A 19165-nucleotide genomic window follows, 5' to 3' on the forward strand; every position below is an offset into this window, starting at 1 on the left:
TATTAAGCTAACTGGACACGATAATTAAACATGAAGGGTTCCACATATTAGTCATGCATAATATGTAGAACTCTTTATTTTATTTATTTCCTTAAGTTTGGGTCTTGATAATTTTCAGTCTAAAACATTATTTTCTTCTGACATTTTACCCTTCACAATCATAAACTTTTACCATGTGAAGACTATTTCCAAACGGAACTAGTTTTTTTATTTAACAGTTGTAATTTGCAACAGTTGTGTGTTACATTTTAATGGGAGGGATGAAGATGAAAAGAAAAGGAATACATCAACCAACCATTGAGGATGCCATTGAAATTAGTGGAATTGAAACACTGCATCCTGGAGGCTTTGCTTTAACTAAACGCACTGCAGAGATTGCAGAGCTTAAACAGGGCATGCGGGTTTTGGATGTATCCAGTGGAAGAGGAACTCAAGCAATATTTTATGCAGAGAACTATGGGGTTCAGGTGACTGGAGTAGACATCTCCCTAAAAATGATCGAGTCCGCGTCGAACTCTGCTAGATTGGCCGGTATGACGGGCCGTGTCTCCTTCCGTCAAGGAGATTCCCAGGCGTTACCCTTTGGTGATGATACCTTTGATGCAGTGATTAACGAATGTGCGGTTGGAATCCCGGATGATTCAGAACAGGTTCTGAATGAAATGGTGCGTGTTGTGAAACCTGGTGGTACCGTAGTGATCCATGAATCCATCTGGAAAAAGAAAATGACGGAAAATGAGAAGGAAGACCTGGCTGAAAGGTACGGAACGACTCCTTTGGAATTTGAGCAATGGAATGAAATGCTGAGAAAATCGGGTGTCGTTAACATTATTGCGGAGTATGAAGAATGGTCACAACCGGAAAAATTCTGGAAGGTTCGAAAAGATCGAGATGTTAAGCATCATTCGAAGCTGCTTACTTTACCCGAAAGACTGATAACCTTAAAACGGATTGTGCAGAAGCATGGAATTAAAGGTGTATTTAAGGTCATGGAGAACGAGAAGATTTTTTTCAAAGCTGTGCTTGATGGCAAGATAGGATATAGCCTGTATAAAGGGGTAAAAGGTTCGTAATATTTCTCTATTCATTATTGAGGTGAAACCATGAAAAATGTAGATTTACTGAGGAATTTAATGAGAGCTTTCGATAAAAACATTGGTGCTCTAGAAAAAACACAACTCATGTGTTGCGGGGCAACGATCGGACAGTGCCACGCTGTTATGGAAATTGGGCTTGCAGGTGAAATCTCACTCATAGATCTGGCTAATGTACTTAATCTGGATAAAAGCACCATGAGCAGAACGGTAAATAACTTAGTAGCAGATCATTGGGTTGAAAGAATCATTGATCCAAACAATAGGCGTTATGTGAAGCTGATGCTTTCAAACAAGGGACAGGTATTGAATGAGCAAATTAGTGCTGTTCTTAATGCATACTTTGGAAAGATTATGAATGATATACCGGAGAACAAACGGGAGCAGGTTACAGAGAGCCTAGAACTGTTGATCTATGCGTTAAATAAGAATAACTGCTGTTAACTACATTCTCGGTTAAAAAGAAAGGATGAACAACAATGTCCAAAGTTGTAGATACCATTGTCATTGGTGGTGGGCAGGCGGGTCTCGCATCCGGTTATCATTTGCAAAAGGCTGGACTGGATTTCATGATCTTGGAAGCCGGTGATCAGCCGGCGGGGGCTTGGCCACAATATTATGATAGCCTTAAGTTGTTTTCTCCTGCCCGATATTCGTCATTACCAGGTTTTGCATTCCCCAAAGAATCAAACGAGTACCCGTTACGTGATGAGGTCATCTCCTATCTACGTGCATACGCTGAGAAGTTCAAACTCCCATTAATGTTAAATAGCAAAGTGGAACGAGTCGAAGCTGTCAATGGCGGCTTTGATATCATAACTTTTAATGGCAAGAGATATCGAAGCAAATCGATTATTAGCGCATCGGGTTCTTTTCATCGTCCATATATTCCTAATCTTCCTGGAACTGAATCTTTTCAAGGAAACCTTCTTCATTCTTCCGAATATAAACGACCTGAACCGTTTCGTGAGCAGCGTGTTATCGTTGTGGGACGGGGAAACTCGGGCGTTCAAATCGCAGTAGAACTGGCCGATTATGCCACCGTATCTTTAGCTGTTCAACATCCAGTCAAATTTACTCGTCAACGATTTCTAGGACTTGATCTTCATTTCTGGTTGAAGATGACTGGAGTTGACACATTTCCTTTCTATCGAATCGGTAAGGAACCTCCAAGTCCCATTTCAGTATTCGACCTTGGTGGATACCGTAAGAAAATACACAATGGCAATCCGAATCAAAAACAAATGTTCTCTGGTTTTTATCCTGAAGGTGTCATCTGGGCGAATGGAGATAGGGAACCCGCAGACAGTGTGATATTTGCCACGGGCTATCGCCCTAATATTCCTTTTCTTCATCAGACTGGTGCGCTTGCTATGGATGGCAGACCACAGCATGTTGCCGGTGTGAGCACAGAAGTTCCGGGGTTGTATTATGTAGGGTTAGCGAATCAGCGGTCATTTGCGTCAGCTACGATACGAGGTGTAGGAGCAGATGCTAAATATGTTGTACAACATATTACACGGTTCCTTCGAAAACGATAACTCCTGACTAATCAAATACAGTAAGTTTTGAATAATATATGAGTGTATTGGGATGAATGGAGTTGATTAAGTTTTATTTGCATTTTGCAAATGAAAATAATATAATGAAAACAAGAGTTGGTAATCAAACGCCTGATTATATGTTATATCAGTGAATGGGTAGGATGGTTATATATATTTTTCATTTTATATATTTGCATAATGCAAATAATATTCTGTGCCAAAGTGAGGAGGTGAGAGGTAATGAATAATGATTCTGTGAAGTTTACAGATGAAATTTGTTGTCAAAATGATAAGACTCAATATGATATAAATATCAAAAATGACCAAACATGTTGTAATGAACCTGAAGATAAGGGTTGTTGTCCTGCAGATGAGAATTAGTTATTTTGGATTTAACGTTAAAATCATTTGATTTGAATCGAAAAAGGAGACTACTACCATGAAAAAAATTGATGTGTTTGATTCAGGGGGATGTTGTTCAACCAACGTTACAGATCCTAAAGCTAAAATGAATTCCATTCGTTTCTCAGCAGCTGCTAATAATTTATTTGTAAAAGGATATGACATTAACAGATATAGTTTATTAAGCCATACCGAAGTATTTAATTCTAATGAACAAGTAAAGACGCTAATGGATGCTGATATGAACAATTTACCTATCACAATAGTTAATGGGGAAGTCGTAAAAACTAAAGATTTTCCATCTAATGAAGAGCTTGCAGAATGGCTCAATATTTCCGTCGAAGAGATATTAAAAAAACAAACGGTCAATATTCAAATCAAAGGAAAATAATTAAAATAACTTAGGAGGTACTACAGATGATTCCATTATTTGATGTTAATAAAATTGATATTACACCTTATTTATTTTTCACTGGTAAAGGTGGAGTTGGTAAAACTTCAACAGCATGTGCAACTGCTATATCTTTAGCAGATCAAGGTAAGAAAGTTCTATTGGTAAGCACAGATCCCGCGTCCAATTTACAAGATGTATTTAATACGAAATTAGATATGCATTACAAGGAAATACCGGAGGTACAGAATCTTTATGTTGCAAATTTGGATCCTGATCAAGCGGCTCAAGAATATAGAGAAAGCGTAGTTGGTCCCTATCGTGGGAAGCTCCCTGATGTGGCCATTCAACAAATGGAGGAACAACTTTCTGGATCATGTACAGTAGAAATCGCATCGTTTAATGAGTTTTCTACACTGTTAACGGATAAGAAAATCCAGGCTGAATTCGATCATATCGTATTTGATACAGCACCAACTGGACATACTTTAAGATTGCTTCAACTACCCAATGCATGGAATGAGTTCTTAGAGGATAGTACAGAAGGAACCACAAGTATGGGATTACTTGCTGGGTTAAACGAACGGAAAGACGTATACGAACAAACGGTGAAGGTATTATCTGATCCTATGCAAACGTCGTTAGTGCTCGTCACTAGAGCAGATACTGCGCCACTACAAGAAGCAGCACGTGCTTCAAAAGAGTTAGCTGACACGGGGATTCGTAACCAAATGCTTATCATTAACGGGTTATTGAATCATCCTATGTTATCCGATGCTACGGCAGCCGCTTTCGCTTCACGTCAAGAAGAAGCTCTAAATCGCATTCCTGAAGTATTAAAGAAACTTGCTACATGGGCTGTCCCATTGGTGCCATTTAATATTACAGGTGTAGAAAATGTGCGCAAACTTTTCGACGAAATGCAAGTCATCCCAGATCAAATCTCAGAACTAACGGATGTGAATTATCCTCATCTGACTACAATTCTTGATGATATTATTGAGCGTAATCAAAGAGTAGTTTTCACGATGGGTAAAGGGGGCGTTGGCAAGACAACTGTGGCGAGTGCAATAGCTGTTGGATTAGCAGAACGCGGCAAAAAAGTTCATCTAACAACAACGGATCCAGCTGCTCATCTTGATTACGTCATGCATGAAGATATTAAGACACTCATTTCGATGAGTAAAATTGATCAAAAAGAAGAAGTTGAAAAATATAGGGAGGAAGTCTTAAATAGGGCACGTGAAACTATGGATGAACAAGGTGTTGCTTACGCAGAAGAAGAGCTAAATTCTCCGTGTACCGAAGAAATTGCTATATTTCGTGCTTTTGCTAATATTGTTGAGCGTGCGGACAATGAAATTGTCGTGATAGACACAGCTCCTTCAGGACATACACTACTGTTACTCGATGCTACGGAATCTTATCACAAAGAAATTGCAAATTCTTCAGGTGAAGTCCCTGTATCTGTTCAAAACTTATTACCTCGATTACGGAATGACCAAGAAACAAGTATTGTTATTGTAACTCTTGCAGAGACAACACCGGTCTATGAGGCAGAACGACTGTCTGTGGATCTACAGCGTGCTGGAATTACACCAAAGTGGTGGGTTGTGAACCAGAGTATGATCATGACTCATACCCAAGATCCAATTCTTCACACAAGAGCATTGGGAGAACAACCATGGATTCAGCGCGTAAAAGTCACATCCAATGGAAATTTCGTTGTTATTCCATTGCATAATCAAGAGATTATTGGTTATAAAGCGCTCAAACAACTAACAACAAACTAAAATGACATGGAGGAAGATGCTATGAAGATTACGGATAGTGCTAAGGTGTTCATTGAGAACATCATGAAAGATAATGAAGGGAAAATCCTTCGTATATCCCAAACAAGTTCAGGATGTTGTGGCCCAAATATAAACCTTGCATTGGATGATATGAAAATAGAAGATCATATTCAAACCATTAATGATATTCAAGTTGTGATAGAGCCAGAGGCAGATCCAGTATTAAACAACATTATTTTAGATTTAGATGAAGAAAATTTAGTGATCGTTAATGAAGGATCTAGATGCTGTTAAATTCCATTATGCGATACTTGCAAATTGCAAATAAATAAAGTATAACTAAGGGAAAGGACAGGAGGGAAGTCACTTGGAAAATTTGCGGGATATGTTTCAGATTATGACTCGGCGATTTGGAGTACTGAATAAAGTATGCTGTACGGCTGGTGGAATTGATATCTCTCCCATACAGAGCCACATCCTATATGAAATAGATAAACAGCATAATCCTAACATCCAACAAGTAGCCGATACACTTGGAACAGATATTACAACATTTAGCCGTCAGATCCAAAGTTTAGTTAAAATGAAACTTGTACAAAAGACACCAGATCCTAGTGATCGTCGTATCTATGTCCTTTCCCTAACCGTTGAAGGAAAGTTTATTGCTGAAACGATTGATCAACAAATGAATTCATATTTAACGGAAGTATTTTCGCATATGAATGAGTTTGAGCGCCAAACTGTGATTCGGTCTATTCAGTTACTTAATGAATCTATGGCCAAGTCAAAAGTGTGTTGTTCACCATAAGGAACGACTTAAAGCATCTTACGACGGATGATCCTGCAATTGAGATCGATCACATAGCAGCTGAAGATATCGAAGATATGATAACCTTTTGACAATTGTAATGTCAAAAAAACAAGTACTTCTAATTAGTGAGTAAACACTAATTAGAAGTACTTGTTCAAATACCATAGATCGTTACCATAGATCGTTAATGAGAAAAGGGGAGCATCCACAAATCGGACGGTACATTTATGTAGGTAACTTTGTGTCATTTATGTAGGCAAGTTTGTGTCATTGTACAAGCATTAAGTCATAACTAAACAGGGGCATTTTCTAACTCATAGACATATGTACAAAATACGGGTTTTGTGAGTAAGTAGTAGATAAAATAATTAATCGGTGTAAATTGACACAAACTTCTGTCCAATAACAATTTATTACTCGTATAACATTGTCCTTCAAACTATACAAATTAGTTCGTATTTATTTATATGATATAGATTTTTACCGAACATACAACGAACCGCCTTAATCCAGGATTGGATCTGCGGTTCAAATAATTACTAATGCTTTGTTGTTACGATCTATATTTCACGAAATAATCATCATAAACCATAAGTTTCTTATTTAGTGGTTGGTACCCTTTTTGTAGCAACGATCCAATTCTTTCTGATGCAATCGGTATCGCTTTTGTAAGAATGGCATTAACATCAAATAAATCGTAAAAATGCTCATTAGTGATATCCAATACCTCATTAATTATTGATTGAACTTCGTGCTTACTCTTTAGATCTATTCTCAAAACGCCGTAATGGTTAAATTCATCTTCAGTGTTTCTATGAAACATTTCGATAGTTCCTATCTTTTCATGAGTATCATTTAAAATAATGGTCCATCTAACAAAATACTTGTGTCTATAGGAGAAATCCCAAAAATCTATAGTCTGTTTCATCCTTTCGATCGTTTTGTAGTGAAAATTATCCCCTTTGCAATTATCAGAATTAAACAATGGAACTGCTTTTTCGTCAGAGTAGCACTCAAGTAATTCTTCTACATCTCCTGCATTTGTTTGCCTTATTGTAATCTGCATTTTATTAAAAGTCGGACATTCATCAAAGACATTGATCATAAATGAAAATACCTCCCAAATCTTTATTTTCCAAAAATAGCGTCGTAAGAACTATCTGATAAGCCACTTGATTTTAAGAATCCACAAAACCTTGTAAAACATTCCATAATTTCATGTATAACTTCATCAGTTACAACGATCTTATCCTCCCACCACCAATTCTTTATGATCAGTGGTTTATCTCCCCTATGTACTTCTGGCTCAAATCTTGCTATTATTTGATCTCCATATAACACGGGCAACACGTAATATCCGAACTTTCGTTTAGAAGCAGGTATATATACTTCCCAGCTATACTCAAAATTAAATATATCTTTAACTAATTTCCTGTCCCAAAGGAGATTATCGAGCGGGGCTAAGAAGGTAACCTTTTTTTCGAAATTCTGTTCCATATCCGCCAACATATGTGAATCCTCTGTCCTTATATAAAAGTTCTCAGGAACTCCTTCTACCTCAACCCTTATTAACTCTCTTTCAGCACATAAATCCCGTAGTATTTCACTTCTTAATCTCTTATCTGAAACAACATGTCCTAGCCAACCGCCACCATTTCTATTCCAGTATAAACCTATACTACCTATCCTTCGTTTGAAATACCATTTATAAAAGCTTCTATCACTATCAAAAGGATCGTTCATTTCCATAATCTCTTTTGGAAGTATATTTTCAATAAGGTCATAAACCCGTTGAACATTTATCTTCATTTTGACTCCTAACATCCCCATATTAAACATATAATCCATTACAGCACTTGAATATTTTACATGTCCCCATTTTCCGCTTTTTGTTCCTCCTAAGTCTATCTTGGAAGGTAAACATGCACCATTATTAGATATGTATTTTCTAACTGTATCTACATAGCTAATTGCATCACTTGAATTTCGCCTTTCGAGAATTCCTTCTATCTCTGTTTTACGTTTGTTTCTTATTCTCAGAAAGTATGCCCAATCTTCTATACAATAGATGGACATCATTTTATCCCATCCATCTATTATTTCCCTATCTTGGTACATCAATTTATCTAACATATAGGGTTCGTAATTGTCTAATCTTGATTGTAGTATAAGATCAATGTTCCGCCCAACTACATTTAATGGATCATATTGTAAACACCCGACCCTTTTAACAAAATCTTTAATACCAGCATGTCCTTTAAATGGTTTCGGGGTGTTTAACCCTTGATAATATACTAAAAATTTTCTCATCTGTTCCTTTGATATACAGGTTCTCTCTATAAAATCATCTCCAATTATCAGATTCATTTGGCACCTGTTCTCAGCAACCTCAAAATCTCCTCCTCGCTCTTCAATATATCATAGTCGCCAGGTGTGCCGTGGTACCCGTGATACCGGATCCCCGAGTTCGCGTTGTTCCATAAAAATTCAGCAAGTGCTTTAAGTCCGTCCTCCTTCGCGCAACGAAGAAACGCTCGTACCCGAATGTTGTGGTGGATAGATTTCCCACAAAGAAACGATTCGCATTCCCAGCAGCCGTTAATGTTTTTATCGACACAGCATGTCTTGATGTCGCATCCACCTACCTTCGTTCTACAGCCGTTACATAACTCCTCATCGGACTGACAACAATCATTTGACTTATTCATACAGCTGGAACAGGTTTTACAGGTGGAGGCGCTACAGAAGGCACATACTAGGCCGCAATAGGCTATACTTTTCTCGATATACGCGTATGTAATTTGATTGTTCAACATGAACTAAGAATTCCCCCTCGTAATACATACATTCAAGTTACATTATAAGGGGGGATATACGACAACAGTATGACGTATATTATTTGTACAAAATAGTTATTTCTTCTGCTTTCATCAAGAACTCTTTTATAAGTTCATCAGGTTCAATTATTTTAATTTTATTAGCAAAAGAGAAGAGTAATCCCTTCCAACCCATTTCATTATCCGGTGCACGAAAGTGGTATAGATAATCTCCATCTTCCTTCACTATTATACTTGCATTTGGAAAATACTCTTCTATAGAAATGCGCATTTCTTCCTTACATGACAACTTGACATCCATGTATCTCCTAATATCCTGCTTTTCTTGGCGGGATAATAAATTGTCAAAGCTATCATGGACCATTGAGAAAGACTTTTCCTTATTCCTTAAATTACTCATCCGTACAACTTTAAACATTCTATAATCCTTTTTGTTACAACAATATCCAAGCATATACCAAGCATACCACTTATATATAACCCCAATCGGTTCTGCTTCCCGCGATGTTTTATCGCCGCATGTGTTCGTATATTCGAACTCTATAACCTTTTCTTTATTTACTGCTTCATCAATCAAACCTAAATAGTTATTTATGTTACTCCCCTCACGTGAAACACTAAAATCAAGTTTAACCTTGGATTTAACAGACTGCTCTTGTCTAAAGATGCTCCGTAATTTTTCCACGGTACCCTCAAGTTTTTTGTTATTATAAGCCGAACTCATTCCAGTTAGTGCAGTAATAATAAACTGATAATCTTCTGTATTAGCTATCTGCTTCTCAAGTTTAAAGCCATTTATAATGCCATATCCTCCATTCTTCCCCTGTATAGATGTTATAGGTATTCCAGCAAAGTTTAGTGATTCAATATCCCGTTGAATGGTTCTAATCGATACCTCAAATTTTTCCGCTAATCTATTTGCACTTACAGTCTCATGATTTAGTAAATATATAATTATTCCCAGTAATCGTTCTAATTTCATTTTCTTTACTCCAATATTAAAGTTTATAGTTTTGACTCAACTTTAGATCCTTTTCTCATCTATGATTATCACGGTTTACTATTTATTTCTTTCTCCCCTTTCTCTTCATTTAATACGACCACCATCAATGATCGAAGTTTTTAATCTGCCATTCACGATTGAATGCGCTTGCACTGAATGCTCGCAAAAAGTTATGATTTCTAGAGTTTACCTCTATACAATAAGAAATCTAATGAATTTAGAGGTAATCTTTGTGTCAAATACATTATTTAATCTACGTTAGACAATGCTTTCTTAATTAACTCATAATTGATAGCGCCTTGATAGATCTCTTGAATAATGCCTTGAGAATCTATTATAAAAGATGTAGGATAAGCAACTACTTGGTACTTGCTACTCACATCGCCCTCACTGTCCATCACAACGGGAAAACTCAATCCAAATTGTTCAATAAAACCTGTTACATTAGCTCTATTTTTTTCCGTATTGGTTAAATTCACAGCCAAAACCACTGTATCATCCTTGTAATCAGTATAATACTTTTCCATATGGGGCATTTCAATTCTACATGGTGGGCACCACGTAGCCCAGAAGTTCAGTATTACTTTTTTACCCTTGAAATCAGAAAGCTTCACTGGCTGTTCTTCCAAATTCAGCAGCTCAAAATCCGGAGCTTCGTTACCCTTTTTTATCCCTACCACCTCGATAGATTGCTCCTGCTGGATGTTATTCGTTTGACTGATTGATTCTTCTTGTAATCGAATATCCCCCATGTAAATAATAATATAATCGCTATGAGTGCAAACATATTTTTCTTCATAATACACCCCTTTTTAATAAGTAAATACTGTAAACTGGGCGAAGTACGCGCTTAATTTCTGCAATTGCCCCGTGAATAACAACAAGCCCATAACAACGAGGATCCAGCCGTTAATGACGGATAGCAAGGGTAACCAACGATTAATTTTTTTTAAGATTCCCAACGAATAAGTCAACATGATGGATAACAACAGGAAAGGAATCCCTAATCCGATGGAATAAACAAATAATAAAAACATTCCGCTATACATCGTCTCTGTCGATCCAGCTAGCAACAATATGGAGGATAATGCTAGTCCTACACAGGGAGTCCATCCTGAACCAAAGGCTAGTCCCAAAACAAAAGAGCGTAAATTGCCCTTCTTTGATGTTCCTGTATTGCCCCATTTCTTATTTACCATGAGAAAACGAAGTGATAGAATTCCGGCCATTTGCAATCCAAAAACAATGATAAGCAGACCACTTATTTTCTCAACCACTTCTCTATTTCCCGCAAAAAATTGACCAATGAAGCTAGCAGATGCTCCCATAACGACAAATACTACACTGAAACCTAGAATAAAGCTGATGGATCTTGTTAAGAGTAGTTTTTTCTCTACGTTGATTTTGTTGTCTTGTACGAAGGATCCAGTCAAATGAGATACATAGGACGGAATCAGTGGAAATATGCACGGAGAAAGAAAAGAAAGCACCCCTGCTATAAGAGCAACAGCTATTGTTGGACTATTCATTCAAGAGCCTCCTTTTTCCTTATTCATTACGTTGTCTGCTATATAGGAAATGATGAACAAGATAAAGAATAGAATTTGTTCCTTTGTAAACCCCAAAACAAATAGTTCTCTCTCATTCTTGGTAAATAATATACCTATCATCCCCAAGCTAATCCATACGATAAATTGATTGACAACTACCGAATTCCCTACTGCCTCTTTCTTCTTGAAAAGAAAAACAGCAAACCCAATATTCATTGAAAAATACAAGCTGTGAAATAGTAAATTAGTATTATCTGTGAAAATAAGGAATAAATGATATACACTACTGCTAACTATCCATCCCGTACCCAACACATCCAGATTCATCATGATAGAAGTACCGTCCAATCGTGTACGGATCCCTATAAATATAATCGAAATCACAACAGCCAAGCCAATTCCTTTATTACCTCCATTAAAATAGAGAAGTGACAACGGTTGTTGGAACGTTGACATCGGATCAAATAGAACAATACTAAATTTCCATACAAAAAAACCAATAATGAGTGCAGTAAAATACGTACCACTTATATCTTCCTTCACATCTGCCTTGCTCAAACGATATTTCAAGGCCGTGTAACCAGCAAAAGTCGATAACATTAACAAGAGGATTTCAACATTTATCAAGAATGGACCTAATGACAGAAATTTTATAACTTTATCCTCCTTTTATCTCAAGAAGTTCCTGACCAAAATGTAATCATCGTTATGAAATGTATATAAAAAGATGACGCTGTACAATACAGGCGTCACCTCCTTCAAGTTTCCTATATTTCAAAAAAAATCTCATTAAGAACTAGATAGTAGACTCACTTTTAGAATAAGTCAATCCATATTTTAATAGCAGTAGCTAAAATCAAAATTGCTAAGATAGCTTGTAAAGCTTTCGTATTCATTTTTTTACCGACTTTAGCTCCCAGTGGTGCCGCCAGAAGACTAGCAATAACCATAATAATTGCTGGCCAGTAATCGACTTGTCCTGTCATTAACTTACCAATACTTCCTCCTATTGAGGAGATAAAAGTAATGGCTAAACTCGTTGCAATCGTCATCCGCGTTGGAATTTTAAGCACAACCAGCATAATGGGCACAAGTAAGAATCCACCTGCAGCTCCAACAACACCAGACCCTACACCAACAATCAACGCTAGAACTACGGCTAAAGTTTTATTAAATGTTACTTTATCCAATGGAATATCATCTATTTGTTTTTTAGGTATGAACATCATAACTGCCGCGACTGTAGCGAGGATCCCATATACAACATTTACAGACTGCTCTGATAAATACGACGAACCAAAGCTACCAATAAAGCTTCCAAGTAATATAGATCCACCCATATAGATGATCAGTGACTTATTGAGGTAGCCACCTTTACGATAAGCCCAAACGCCAGCAATTGATGCAAACAATACTTGTATCGCACTAATACCTGAAACCTGATGTGCTGTAAAGGCTGCTATTCCAAATAGTGGTGGGATATATAAGAGCATTGGGTACTTAATAATCGATCCTCCAACGCCAAGCATTCCTGATACGAATGAGCCGATAAAACCAATTAAAAATATAACAACAATAAATGTGATATCCACACTTTCCCCTTCTTTCTATAACGATGGCGGGCTTCGATGATCGAAAACCCGCCTAAAAGAACTACATTACGCTTTTTTTATATAAAATTTGAATACACCAGCGTCTTCTGATTGTTCTAAAATAGTATGTCCACCTGCATTTGCCCAAGCTGGAAAATCTGAAAGTGCACCTTTGTCCGTCACATGAATCTCTACTACTTCACCTGAAGCAACGGAATCCATTGCCTTTTTTGTTTTAACGATTGGCATAGGACATGCTAGTCCTTTTGCATCTATTATTTTGTCGACTTTCATTTAAATAACCCCATTTCGTTTTTTTGGAAGCTGCTTAGATCATATTAATGAATTAACGAACTGCACAACGGTTTGGACCAATTTCCATTTCGGTTTGTTCATCATAATCCGGAGTGATTTTCCCCATATTCACTTGACGAATTTGTTGATAAGCATTCGGTTGTGGTGGTAAATTATCAGTTACTATACTGCGGAATTCACTCTCATCTTCAATATTCAAACCATGATTTTCAGACAGCAAATCACCTAATCGTTTGGCAACCGTCCCGTCTTCATTCAATTCATCAATGATCATAAAATGTGCGGGTAGAACAATTAAGTCCTCAGCTAGTTCTCTATAACGACGATATAATGTTTCACGAAGATCTCCTACCCAATCCTCCGCAAGACCAGCAAGGTCAGGACGACCAATGGAATCGATGAATAGAATATCACCCGTCAATAGATACTTATCGTCTACTACAAAAGAAGTTGATCCGATCGTATGACCTGGCGAGTAAAGTGCACCTACATCAATGTTAGAAGCACCGATTTGAACCGTTAATCCATCCTCAAGAGGTGTATAATCGAACACGACTTCTTCTGCATCTTTCGAAGGTAAGTAGTATGTTGCACCCGTAGCCTCTGCAATAGAACGCCCGCCTGAAATATGATCAGCATGTAGATGCGTATCGAATACGTGTTTTATTTTTACATTTTTTTCTTCTGCAAAGCTTGTGAATACATCCGTAAATCTGACGGCATCAATAAGTGCTGCTTCACCCTCAGAAATTACCATATAGGAAAGACAACCTTTTCCAAGACGTACGAATTGATATAATTCACCACTACCAGAAAGATCAGCTACTTTTATTGGCTCTAAATAACTGCTCCAAGATTTCATACCGCCTTCTAAATAACTAACAGATAGAGCAGCACTCGCTTCATTCAACATTTCAGCCACCATAATCGAGGAGCCTTCTTTAGCACAAACAACTAATATATCTCTGTCGGTTGGAATTTGAGGTAAAATACCCTCTACACCATCTAATAATTCGAAATAAGGAATATTAAGATATTCGAATTGATGTCCTTCAATTTTCCAGTCTTCAAATGCATCTGCATTACGTACGTCCAAAATGAATAATGATTGATTTTCAATTACTTTACGAGCAACATCTGCTGCTGTCCATTTCATTACTGTCATCTTTAAATACCCCCATAGGTATAAATTTTGTTATTTTTTTAGTGAGAGAATAAATCCCTCACTAAGTCATTGCTTTTACTCTAAAAAGTTAATGATGGAGCGGCATCTTTGGCAAATTCAAGGAATGTAACGGCTCCACCCACTTCAATACCATCTACAAAGTCATCCTTTGTTAGACTCATAACATCCATAGTCATCTGGCAAGCAATGAATTTTACACCCAGCTCTTGTGCCATTTCAACTAATTGAGGAATCGCTGGAACATTCGCTTTAGCTAATCCTTCGGCCATAAATTCTTTACCAGCTGGCATGGAAAGCCCATGCATTCCTTGCTTATGAATCAAATTTAGCCCTTCAAATGTGAAGAAAATAGCTACTTCTTTATCTGAAGCTGCTGCTGCTGTTGCGATATTAAATACTTTATAGGCGTCGAATATACCACCGTTACTTGCGATAATTGCTACTTTGTTTGACATATTTAACCCTCCATAACTTATATTGATGTTGTTAAGTCGCCAGTCCAACCTGTCATACCTGGCAAGACGTTATACACTTTTTCAAATCCATGGTTTGCAAGCTTTTGTGCTGCGAGATCACTGCGTTTGCCAGTACGACAAACCACATATATTTCTTGATTTTTATCAAGCTCATTCATACGAGATTCAAGTTCACCCATTGGTATTGAATTTGCGCCTTCAATATGACCAAATGCATATTCTGCCTCTTCACGTACATCCAGAATATATCCACCATTTGCTGCACGCGAAACTAACTCTTCATTATCTATGATCTGCTCATGTGTCTTTTCTACCATTGCGTCATTTGAACATTTACGAATGTAATGAAATAACACATCTCCATCTTCTGTTGTACCAATATATTGATGACCAACAGTTTCTGACCAAGCTGCAAGATCGGCTTTAGATCCTTTATCTGTCGCTTGCACCTCTAATATTTGACCCTCTTCTAAATTGTTCATTGCCTTTTTCGTTTTCACGATTGGCATTGGACATGCTAGACCTTTTGCATCTAACATAACATCCGCTTTAACTGCCATTCTGAAACCCTCCTAAAACTCTATCGTTTATTTTTGAATGATATTTTAAAGCTATTCAACATTACCTTTAAAGGCCAGCATACCACCGACCATATTTGTAGCGTCATAGCCGTGATAAGTTAGAAATTCTGTAGCTTGCCCACTACGTCCACCTGAACGACATATGATAATATATGGTGTGTTTTTGTTTAACTCTTGTAAGCGAAACTCAAGTAAACCTAATGGAATATTGATAATTCCAGGAATGTGATCTTCTTGTACTTCAGCAACCTCACGAACATCGATTAGATTTAGCTTTTCCCCATTTTTTATGCTTTCTTGAACTTCTTGAACGGTAATCTCTTTCATTCCACTCATCCTTTCCACGCATTCATGCCACCATGGACATTAGTAACGTTATCGTATCCTAATTTCTTTAATTGTTTACATGCTTGATTACTTCGCATTCCACTTTGGCAAATGACGACTATATCCTTACCTCTAGGTAACTTTGACAAGTCAGAACCAAGTGGAACATTTTTGAACTGGACTATATGACGACCACTGTATTCACCTGGAGTTCGAACATCGATGAATACTTTATCTTTGTCAGTTAATATCGTCTTCAGCTGCTGGGCAGTAATCCTCTTTACGCCTTTTGATGGTAACTTGCGCCAAATAATAAATAACATGAGGATACCAATAACAATTGCTGCCTCCATTATTCACCTCCCTTAGCCGATAAATAGATTGACATTTCCATTTTCTGCATCAGCCAGATATGCTGCTACACCCGCATACTGAACACCATCCAATAATTCTTCCTTTTGTAAACCCAATAAATCCATCGTCATCGTACAGGTTATTAGCTTAATCTCTTGCTCCTGGGCCATATCAATGAGTTGTGTTAATGTCAACGTATTATGCTTTTTCATGACATGCTTGATCATTTTCGGACCCATACCAAGCATTTGCATTTTGGAAAGGCTTAGTTGTTCAGCGCCGCGTGGCATCATCATACCGAACATTTTTTCTAAAAATCCTTTTTTCACTTCAACGGGTGATTGTTTACGCACTGCATTAATTCCCCAAAATGTGTGGAAGATGGTTACTTCATGATCATAAGCCGCAGCACCATTTGCAATAATATAAGCAGCCATCGCCTTATCATAGTCTCCACTAAATAATACAATCGTCGTTCTTTTCTTTTCCATTTCGCGCTCCTTTACCCATACTGGTAGGGGTATAAATTTACTAAAAATATAAAGCCGAAAATTATCGGCTTTTTACGAGTAGATTAACTGCTTCTTGAATAGAATCATTCATTATAGATTGATCGCCTTCCGCGTTTTGCACACATTCTACAAGATTTTCACTTACAATGACACCAATCGTATGATCTAATCCAGATCTTACAGCGGAAAGTTGTGTAATGACTTCTTTGCAATTTTTACCTTCATCCATCATACGTAAGATGCCTCTTATTTGACCTTCCATACGTTTGACACGATTTATCACTTTGCTGTCGTATGTCATACACACACTCCCTTCTTTATTAATATTCGCTAACGTTCTTACAAAACTTATTCTATACCCTATGGGGTATGAAGTCAATAGCTATTTTACTTAAATTTGTACTATTTCACAATTGGTTTACGCTGGGTAGGATTTCATTGATTCGATTGCGGAGGTCCATTAGCCCCCCCCCCATCGTAATCATCGTTGCAATATCGTCGATGCCATTACAATGCAGCACCGCTTAATGGCTTCAGATCTTCTTTTATAAAAAGAGTGTGCCACACGGAAAAAATATAAATTAACCATATTCTACGTGAATAGTCACCTTTATTACTCTTATGCTGATTAAACATCTCTTCGACGATATTCATATTAAAGATTTCTTCAATACCGCTATAGCGTATTTGCTCAAACATTATATCCGAAATTGGGGTCTTAAGCCAATCACGAATCGGTACGGGAAATCCTAATTTTGGGCGATTCACGATAGCATCCGGAACGATTCCTTCCATAGCTTTACGCAAAGCAAGTTTTGTTGTTTTGTTGCCAATTCGATTGGATACAGGAATTTTACTAGCTGTTTCGAAAACCTCTTTATCTAAAAACGGTACTCTTAATTCTAACGAATGCGCCATGGACAGCTTATCTGCTTTTGACAAAATATCGCCAGGCAACCAAAAATTCATATCAATAAACTGCATTCTTGTCGTAGGGTCTAGGTGTACTGTCTTATCATAAAAAGGCTTAACGATATCCGTGGGATGTAAAAAGCTATTTTGAGCGTGTATCGATTCGTGGAGCAAGTTCATCTTTCCGCTTTTGTTAAAGATATTAGCATTACCGAAAAAACGTTCCTCTAAAGGTGTCAGCCCCCGAAGTAAATAGTTCTTTCCATAAAAATGATACGGATATATAGACAATGATTTACGTAACGAATCCTTTATGAAGTTGGGCATCCATGTGATGGGTCTTAATGCATCTGGTTCTTTATAGATTCTGTATCCTCCGAATAATTCATCAGCGCCTTCCCCTGATAGGACAACCGTTACATGTTCTTTTGCAAGCTGATTAAGATGATAGAGCGCAATGGCGGAAGGATCCGCGACAGGCTCATCTAGATGCCATACGGTCTTCGCTATACTCTCAAAAAAGTCTTTTGCCGATAGGATGTGGAAATAATGATCTGTCCCCAGCTTGGCTGCGGTTTGATTGGCAATGATCGTTTCATTGTTCACCCCTTCAAATCCAATCGAAAAGGTTTTGGTTGATTCTTCTGCTTTCATCATTGCAGCTATAGCTGTGGAGTCAATTCCACTAGATAAAAAACACCCTCTATTCACATCACTTTGTAAATGAAGGTTTACTGACTCTTTCAATTTCCACTGAATTTCTTCCGCATAGTCTGCTAAAGATCGTTTTACCGGATGAAAATGGGGCTCCCAATATTTCTCGATCTTCATTTCACCATCCGAGTTAACAAATACACGCTCTGCAGGTCCTAATTTATGAATATGTTCAAACATCGTATCCGGTTGCGGCACATACTGAAAAGTTAAGTAGCTAAATAAACTTTGATACTGTAGCTTTCTGGGCACCCCTTGCACTGCAAGGATGCTTTTGATTTCCGAAGCAAATAAAAGGTTATTCTCATCTTTGTAATAATAAAAAGGCTTGATGCCAAAATGATCTCTAGCAGCAAAAAGAGTCTGTTCCTTAACATCCCAAATCGCAAAACTAAACATTCCGCGTAAATGATGGACACAGTCCTTACCATATTCCTCAAATAAATGCACGATAACCTCTGTATCTGATTGCGTTTGAAAGTGGTGTCCCTTTTGCTTAAGCTGATCTCGTAGTGTTTTATAGTTATAGATTTCACCATTAAAAACAATCCAAAGGGTACGATCTTCATTCGTCATCGGTTGATTGCCATCACGTAAATCTATAACGGATAATCTACGAAAACCCAGCCCAATTCGAGAATCAAGCCATACACCCTCATGATTAGGACCTCGGTGGTTCATTGCCCCTGTCATTTGTTTTAAGGTTTCTTCATGTGGGGGTTGTCCATTATATTTTAATATTCCTGCTATTCCGCACATACGATTGTAGTC

At 37.5% G+C, this 19165-nt stretch carries 25 protein-coding genes; 8 read left to right on the top strand and 17 right to left on the bottom strand.

Translation table 11 applies throughout. The annotated features are described in order from the left end of the window. Positions 1–266: 266 nt before the first annotated feature. The 8 genes from R50345_RS30340 (at position 267) to R50345_RS15700 (ending at position 6032) form a co-directional block, all read left to right on the top strand. The gene (locus tag R50345_RS30340) at positions 267–1073 is read left to right on the top strand and encodes a class I SAM-dependent methyltransferase (protein ID WP_052414620.1); all 807 of its coding nucleotides are present in this window, start codon (positions 267–269) and stop codon (positions 1071–1073) included. Positions 1074–1133: 60 nt separating this feature from the next. Beyond that, complete coding sequence (locus tag R50345_RS15675; protein WP_231573781.1) at positions 1134–1538, top strand: MarR family winged helix-turn-helix transcriptional regulator; 405 nt, start codon at positions 1134–1136, stop codon at positions 1536–1538. A 35-nt stretch (positions 1539–1573) separates the two neighbouring features. After that, positions 1574–2635, top strand: coding sequence for an NAD(P)-binding domain-containing protein (locus R50345_RS15680; protein ID WP_042128022.1), 1062 nt, complete (start codon positions 1574–1576; stop codon positions 2633–2635). 243 nt (positions 2636–2878) lie between these two features. Further along, entirely contained in the window at positions 2879–3019 is a 141-nt protein-coding gene (locus R50345_RS31340) for a hypothetical protein (protein WP_156114811.1), read from the top strand. Between the two features lie 58 nt (positions 3020–3077). Further along, complete coding sequence (locus R50345_RS15685; protein ID WP_042128024.1) at positions 3078–3431, top strand: arsenic metallochaperone ArsD family protein; 354 nt, start codon at positions 3078–3080, stop codon at positions 3429–3431. Between the two features lie 26 nt (positions 3432–3457). After that, positions 3458–5224: an arsenical pump-driving ATPase gene (arsA, locus tag R50345_RS15690; protein ID WP_042128026.1), complete on the top strand. Its 1767-nt coding sequence runs from the start codon at positions 3458–3460 to the stop codon at positions 5222–5224. A 21-nt stretch (positions 5225–5245) separates the two neighbouring features. Then, a complete protein-coding gene (locus R50345_RS15695) occupies positions 5246–5518 on the top strand; it encodes a hypothetical protein (RefSeq protein ID WP_042128028.1) in 273 nt (90 codons plus the stop codon). Positions 5519–5591: 73 nt separating this feature from the next. After that, positions 5592–6032, top strand: coding sequence for a MarR family winged helix-turn-helix transcriptional regulator (locus R50345_RS15700; protein WP_042128033.1), 441 nt, complete (start codon positions 5592–5594; stop codon positions 6030–6032). Positions 6033–6588: 556 nt separating this feature from the next. On the opposite strand, the gene R50345_RS15705 is transcribed toward R50345_RS15700, so the two are convergent. The 17 genes from R50345_RS15705 to asnB all read right to left on the bottom strand — a co-directional run bounded on the left by R50345_RS15705 (position 6589) and on the right by asnB (position 19153). Beyond that, on the bottom strand, positions 6589–7140 hold the full coding sequence (locus R50345_RS15705) for a GNAT family N-acetyltransferase (RefSeq protein ID WP_042128034.1): 552 nt from the start codon (positions 7138–7140) through the stop codon (positions 6589–6591). 23 nt (positions 7141–7163) lie between these two features. Beyond that, the gene (locus tag R50345_RS15710) at positions 7164–8402 is read right to left on the bottom strand and encodes a DNA glycosylase AlkZ-like family protein (RefSeq protein WP_197069679.1); all 1239 of its coding nucleotides are present in this window, start codon (positions 8400–8402) and stop codon (positions 7164–7166) included. Further along, positions 8399–8743, bottom strand: coding sequence for a DUF3795 domain-containing protein (locus R50345_RS15715; protein WP_156114812.1), 345 nt, complete (start codon positions 8741–8743; stop codon positions 8399–8401). The genes R50345_RS15710 and R50345_RS15715 overlap by 4 nt, the downstream gene beginning before the upstream one ends. Positions 8744–8930: 187 nt before the next feature. Then, complete coding sequence (locus tag R50345_RS15720) at positions 8931–9854, bottom strand: helix-turn-helix transcriptional regulator (protein WP_042128037.1); 924 nt, start codon at positions 9852–9854, stop codon at positions 8931–8933. A 269-nt stretch (positions 9855–10123) separates the two neighbouring features. Next, on the bottom strand, positions 10124–10627 hold the full coding sequence (locus R50345_RS15725; RefSeq protein ID WP_231573783.1) for a peroxiredoxin family protein: 504 nt from the start codon (positions 10625–10627) through the stop codon (positions 10124–10126). 60 nt (positions 10628–10687) lie between these two features. Next, the gene (locus R50345_RS15730; RefSeq protein ID WP_042128039.1) at positions 10688–11404 is read right to left on the bottom strand and encodes a cytochrome c biogenesis CcdA family protein; all 717 of its coding nucleotides are present in this window, start codon (positions 11402–11404) and stop codon (positions 10688–10690) included. After that, positions 11405–12052, bottom strand: coding sequence for a hypothetical protein (locus tag R50345_RS15735; RefSeq protein ID WP_197069680.1), 648 nt, complete (start codon positions 12050–12052; stop codon positions 11405–11407). A 188-nt stretch (positions 12053–12240) separates the two neighbouring features. Beyond that, a complete protein-coding gene (locus tag R50345_RS15740) occupies positions 12241–13017 on the bottom strand; it encodes a sulfite exporter TauE/SafE family protein (RefSeq protein WP_042128042.1) in 777 nt (258 codons plus the stop codon). 66 nt (positions 13018–13083) lie between these two features. Further along, positions 13084–13311 (bottom strand): sulfurtransferase TusA family protein, encoded by a 228-nt coding sequence (locus tag R50345_RS15745; RefSeq protein ID WP_042128044.1) that lies wholly within the window; start codon positions 13309–13311, stop codon positions 13084–13086. Between the two features lie 52 nt (positions 13312–13363). Further along, a complete protein-coding gene (locus R50345_RS15750; protein ID WP_042128046.1) occupies positions 13364–14497 on the bottom strand; it encodes an MBL fold metallo-hydrolase in 1134 nt (377 codons plus the stop codon). 80 nt (positions 14498–14577) lie between these two features. Next, positions 14578–14973 (bottom strand): DsrE/DsrF/DrsH-like family protein, encoded by a 396-nt coding sequence (locus R50345_RS15755; protein WP_042128048.1) that lies wholly within the window; start codon positions 14971–14973, stop codon positions 14578–14580. Between the two features lie 17 nt (positions 14974–14990). Further along, a complete protein-coding gene (locus R50345_RS15760) occupies positions 14991–15554 on the bottom strand; it encodes a sulfurtransferase TusA family protein (protein WP_042128050.1) in 564 nt (187 codons plus the stop codon). 51 nt (positions 15555–15605) lie between these two features. Next, entirely contained in the window at positions 15606–15902 is a 297-nt protein-coding gene (locus R50345_RS15765) for a rhodanese-like domain-containing protein (protein ID WP_042128052.1), read from the bottom strand. A 5-nt stretch (positions 15903–15907) separates the two neighbouring features. Continuing rightward, positions 15908–16255, bottom strand: a complete 348-nt coding sequence (locus R50345_RS15770; RefSeq protein WP_042128054.1) for a rhodanese-like domain-containing protein — start codon at positions 16253–16255, stop codon at positions 15908–15910. A gap of 12 nt (positions 16256–16267) precedes the next feature. Beyond that, positions 16268–16747 (bottom strand): DsrE/DsrF/DrsH-like family protein, encoded by a 480-nt coding sequence (locus tag R50345_RS15775; RefSeq protein WP_042128056.1) that lies wholly within the window; start codon positions 16745–16747, stop codon positions 16268–16270. A gap of 61 nt (positions 16748–16808) precedes the next feature. Next, positions 16809–17069, bottom strand: a complete 261-nt coding sequence (locus R50345_RS15780) for a metal-sensitive transcriptional regulator (protein WP_042128058.1) — start codon at positions 17067–17069, stop codon at positions 16809–16811. Positions 17070–17275: 206 nt separating this feature from the next. Further along, positions 17276–19153: an asparagine synthase (glutamine-hydrolyzing) gene (gene asnB, locus R50345_RS15785; protein WP_042128060.1), complete on the bottom strand. Its 1878-nt coding sequence runs from the start codon at positions 19151–19153 to the stop codon at positions 17276–17278. Positions 19154–19165: the final 12 nt, after the last annotated feature.

The organism is Paenibacillus sp. FSL R5-0345 (assembly GCF_000758585.1).
In the GTDB taxonomy this organism is placed as follows: domain Bacteria; phylum Bacillota; class Bacilli; order Paenibacillales; family Paenibacillaceae; genus Paenibacillus_AQ.

Coding starts and splice junctions, on each gene's coding strand:
- R50345_RS30340 (WP_052414620.1), top strand. CDS start 267: ATGAAAAGAAAAGGAATACATCAACCAACCATTGAGGATGCCATTGAA.
- R50345_RS15675 (WP_231573781.1), top strand. CDS start 1,134: ATGAGAGCTTTCGATAAAAACATTGGTGCTCTAGAAAAAACACAACTC.
- R50345_RS15680 (WP_042128022.1), top strand. CDS start 1,574: ATGTCCAAAGTTGTAGATACCATTGTCATTGGTGGTGGGCAGGCGGGT.
- R50345_RS31340 (WP_156114811.1), top strand. CDS start 2,879: ATGAATAATGATTCTGTGAAGTTTACAGATGAAATTTGTTGTCAAAAT.
- R50345_RS15685 (WP_042128024.1), top strand. CDS start 3,078: ATGAAAAAAATTGATGTGTTTGATTCAGGGGGATGTTGTTCAACCAAC.
- arsA (WP_042128026.1), top strand. CDS start 3,458: ATGATTCCATTATTTGATGTTAATAAAATTGATATTACACCTTATTTA.
- R50345_RS15695 (WP_042128028.1), top strand. CDS start 5,246: ATGAAGATTACGGATAGTGCTAAGGTGTTCATTGAGAACATCATGAAA.
- R50345_RS15705 (WP_042128034.1), bottom strand. CDS start 7,140: ATGATCAATGTCTTTGATGAATGTCCGACTTTTAATAAAATGCAGATT.
- R50345_RS15710 (WP_197069679.1), bottom strand. CDS start 8,402: ATGAATCTGATAATTGGAGATGATTTTATAGAGAGAACCTGTATATCA.
- R50345_RS15715 (WP_156114812.1), bottom strand. CDS start 8,743: ATGAATAAGTCAAATGATTGTTGTCAGTCCGATGAGGAGTTATGTAAC.
- R50345_RS15720 (WP_042128037.1), bottom strand. CDS start 9,854: ATGAAATTAGAACGATTACTGGGAATAATTATATATTTACTAAATCAT.
- R50345_RS15725 (WP_231573783.1), bottom strand. CDS start 10,627: ATGGGGGATATTCGATTACAAGAAGAATCAATCAGTCAAACGAATAAC.
- R50345_RS15730 (WP_042128039.1), bottom strand. CDS start 11,404: ATGAATAGTCCAACAATAGCTGTTGCTCTTATAGCAGGGGTGCTTTCT.
- R50345_RS15745 (WP_042128044.1), bottom strand. CDS start 13,311: ATGAAAGTCGACAAAATAATAGATGCAAAAGGACTAGCATGTCCTATG.
- R50345_RS15750 (WP_042128046.1), bottom strand. CDS start 14,497: ATGACAGTAATGAAATGGACAGCAGCAGATGTTGCTCGTAAAGTAATT.
- R50345_RS15755 (WP_042128048.1), bottom strand. CDS start 14,973: ATGTCAAACAAAGTAGCAATTATCGCAAGTAACGGTGGTATATTCGAC.
- R50345_RS15760 (WP_042128050.1), bottom strand. CDS start 15,554: ATGGCAGTTAAAGCGGATGTTATGTTAGATGCAAAAGGTCTAGCATGT.
- R50345_RS15765 (WP_042128052.1), bottom strand. CDS start 15,902: ATGAAAGAGATTACCGTTCAAGAAGTTCAAGAAAGCATAAAAAATGGG.
- R50345_RS15770 (WP_042128054.1), bottom strand. CDS start 16,255: ATGGAGGCAGCAATTGTTATTGGTATCCTCATGTTATTTATTATTTGG.
- R50345_RS15775 (WP_042128056.1), bottom strand. CDS start 16,747: ATGGAAAAGAAAAGAACGACGATTGTATTATTTAGTGGAGACTATGAT.
- R50345_RS15780 (WP_042128058.1), bottom strand. CDS start 17,069: ATGACATACGACAGCAAAGTGATAAATCGTGTCAAACGTATGGAAGGT.
- asnB (WP_042128060.1), bottom strand. CDS start 19,153: ATGTGCGGAATAGCAGGAATATTAAAATATAATGGACAACCCCCACAT.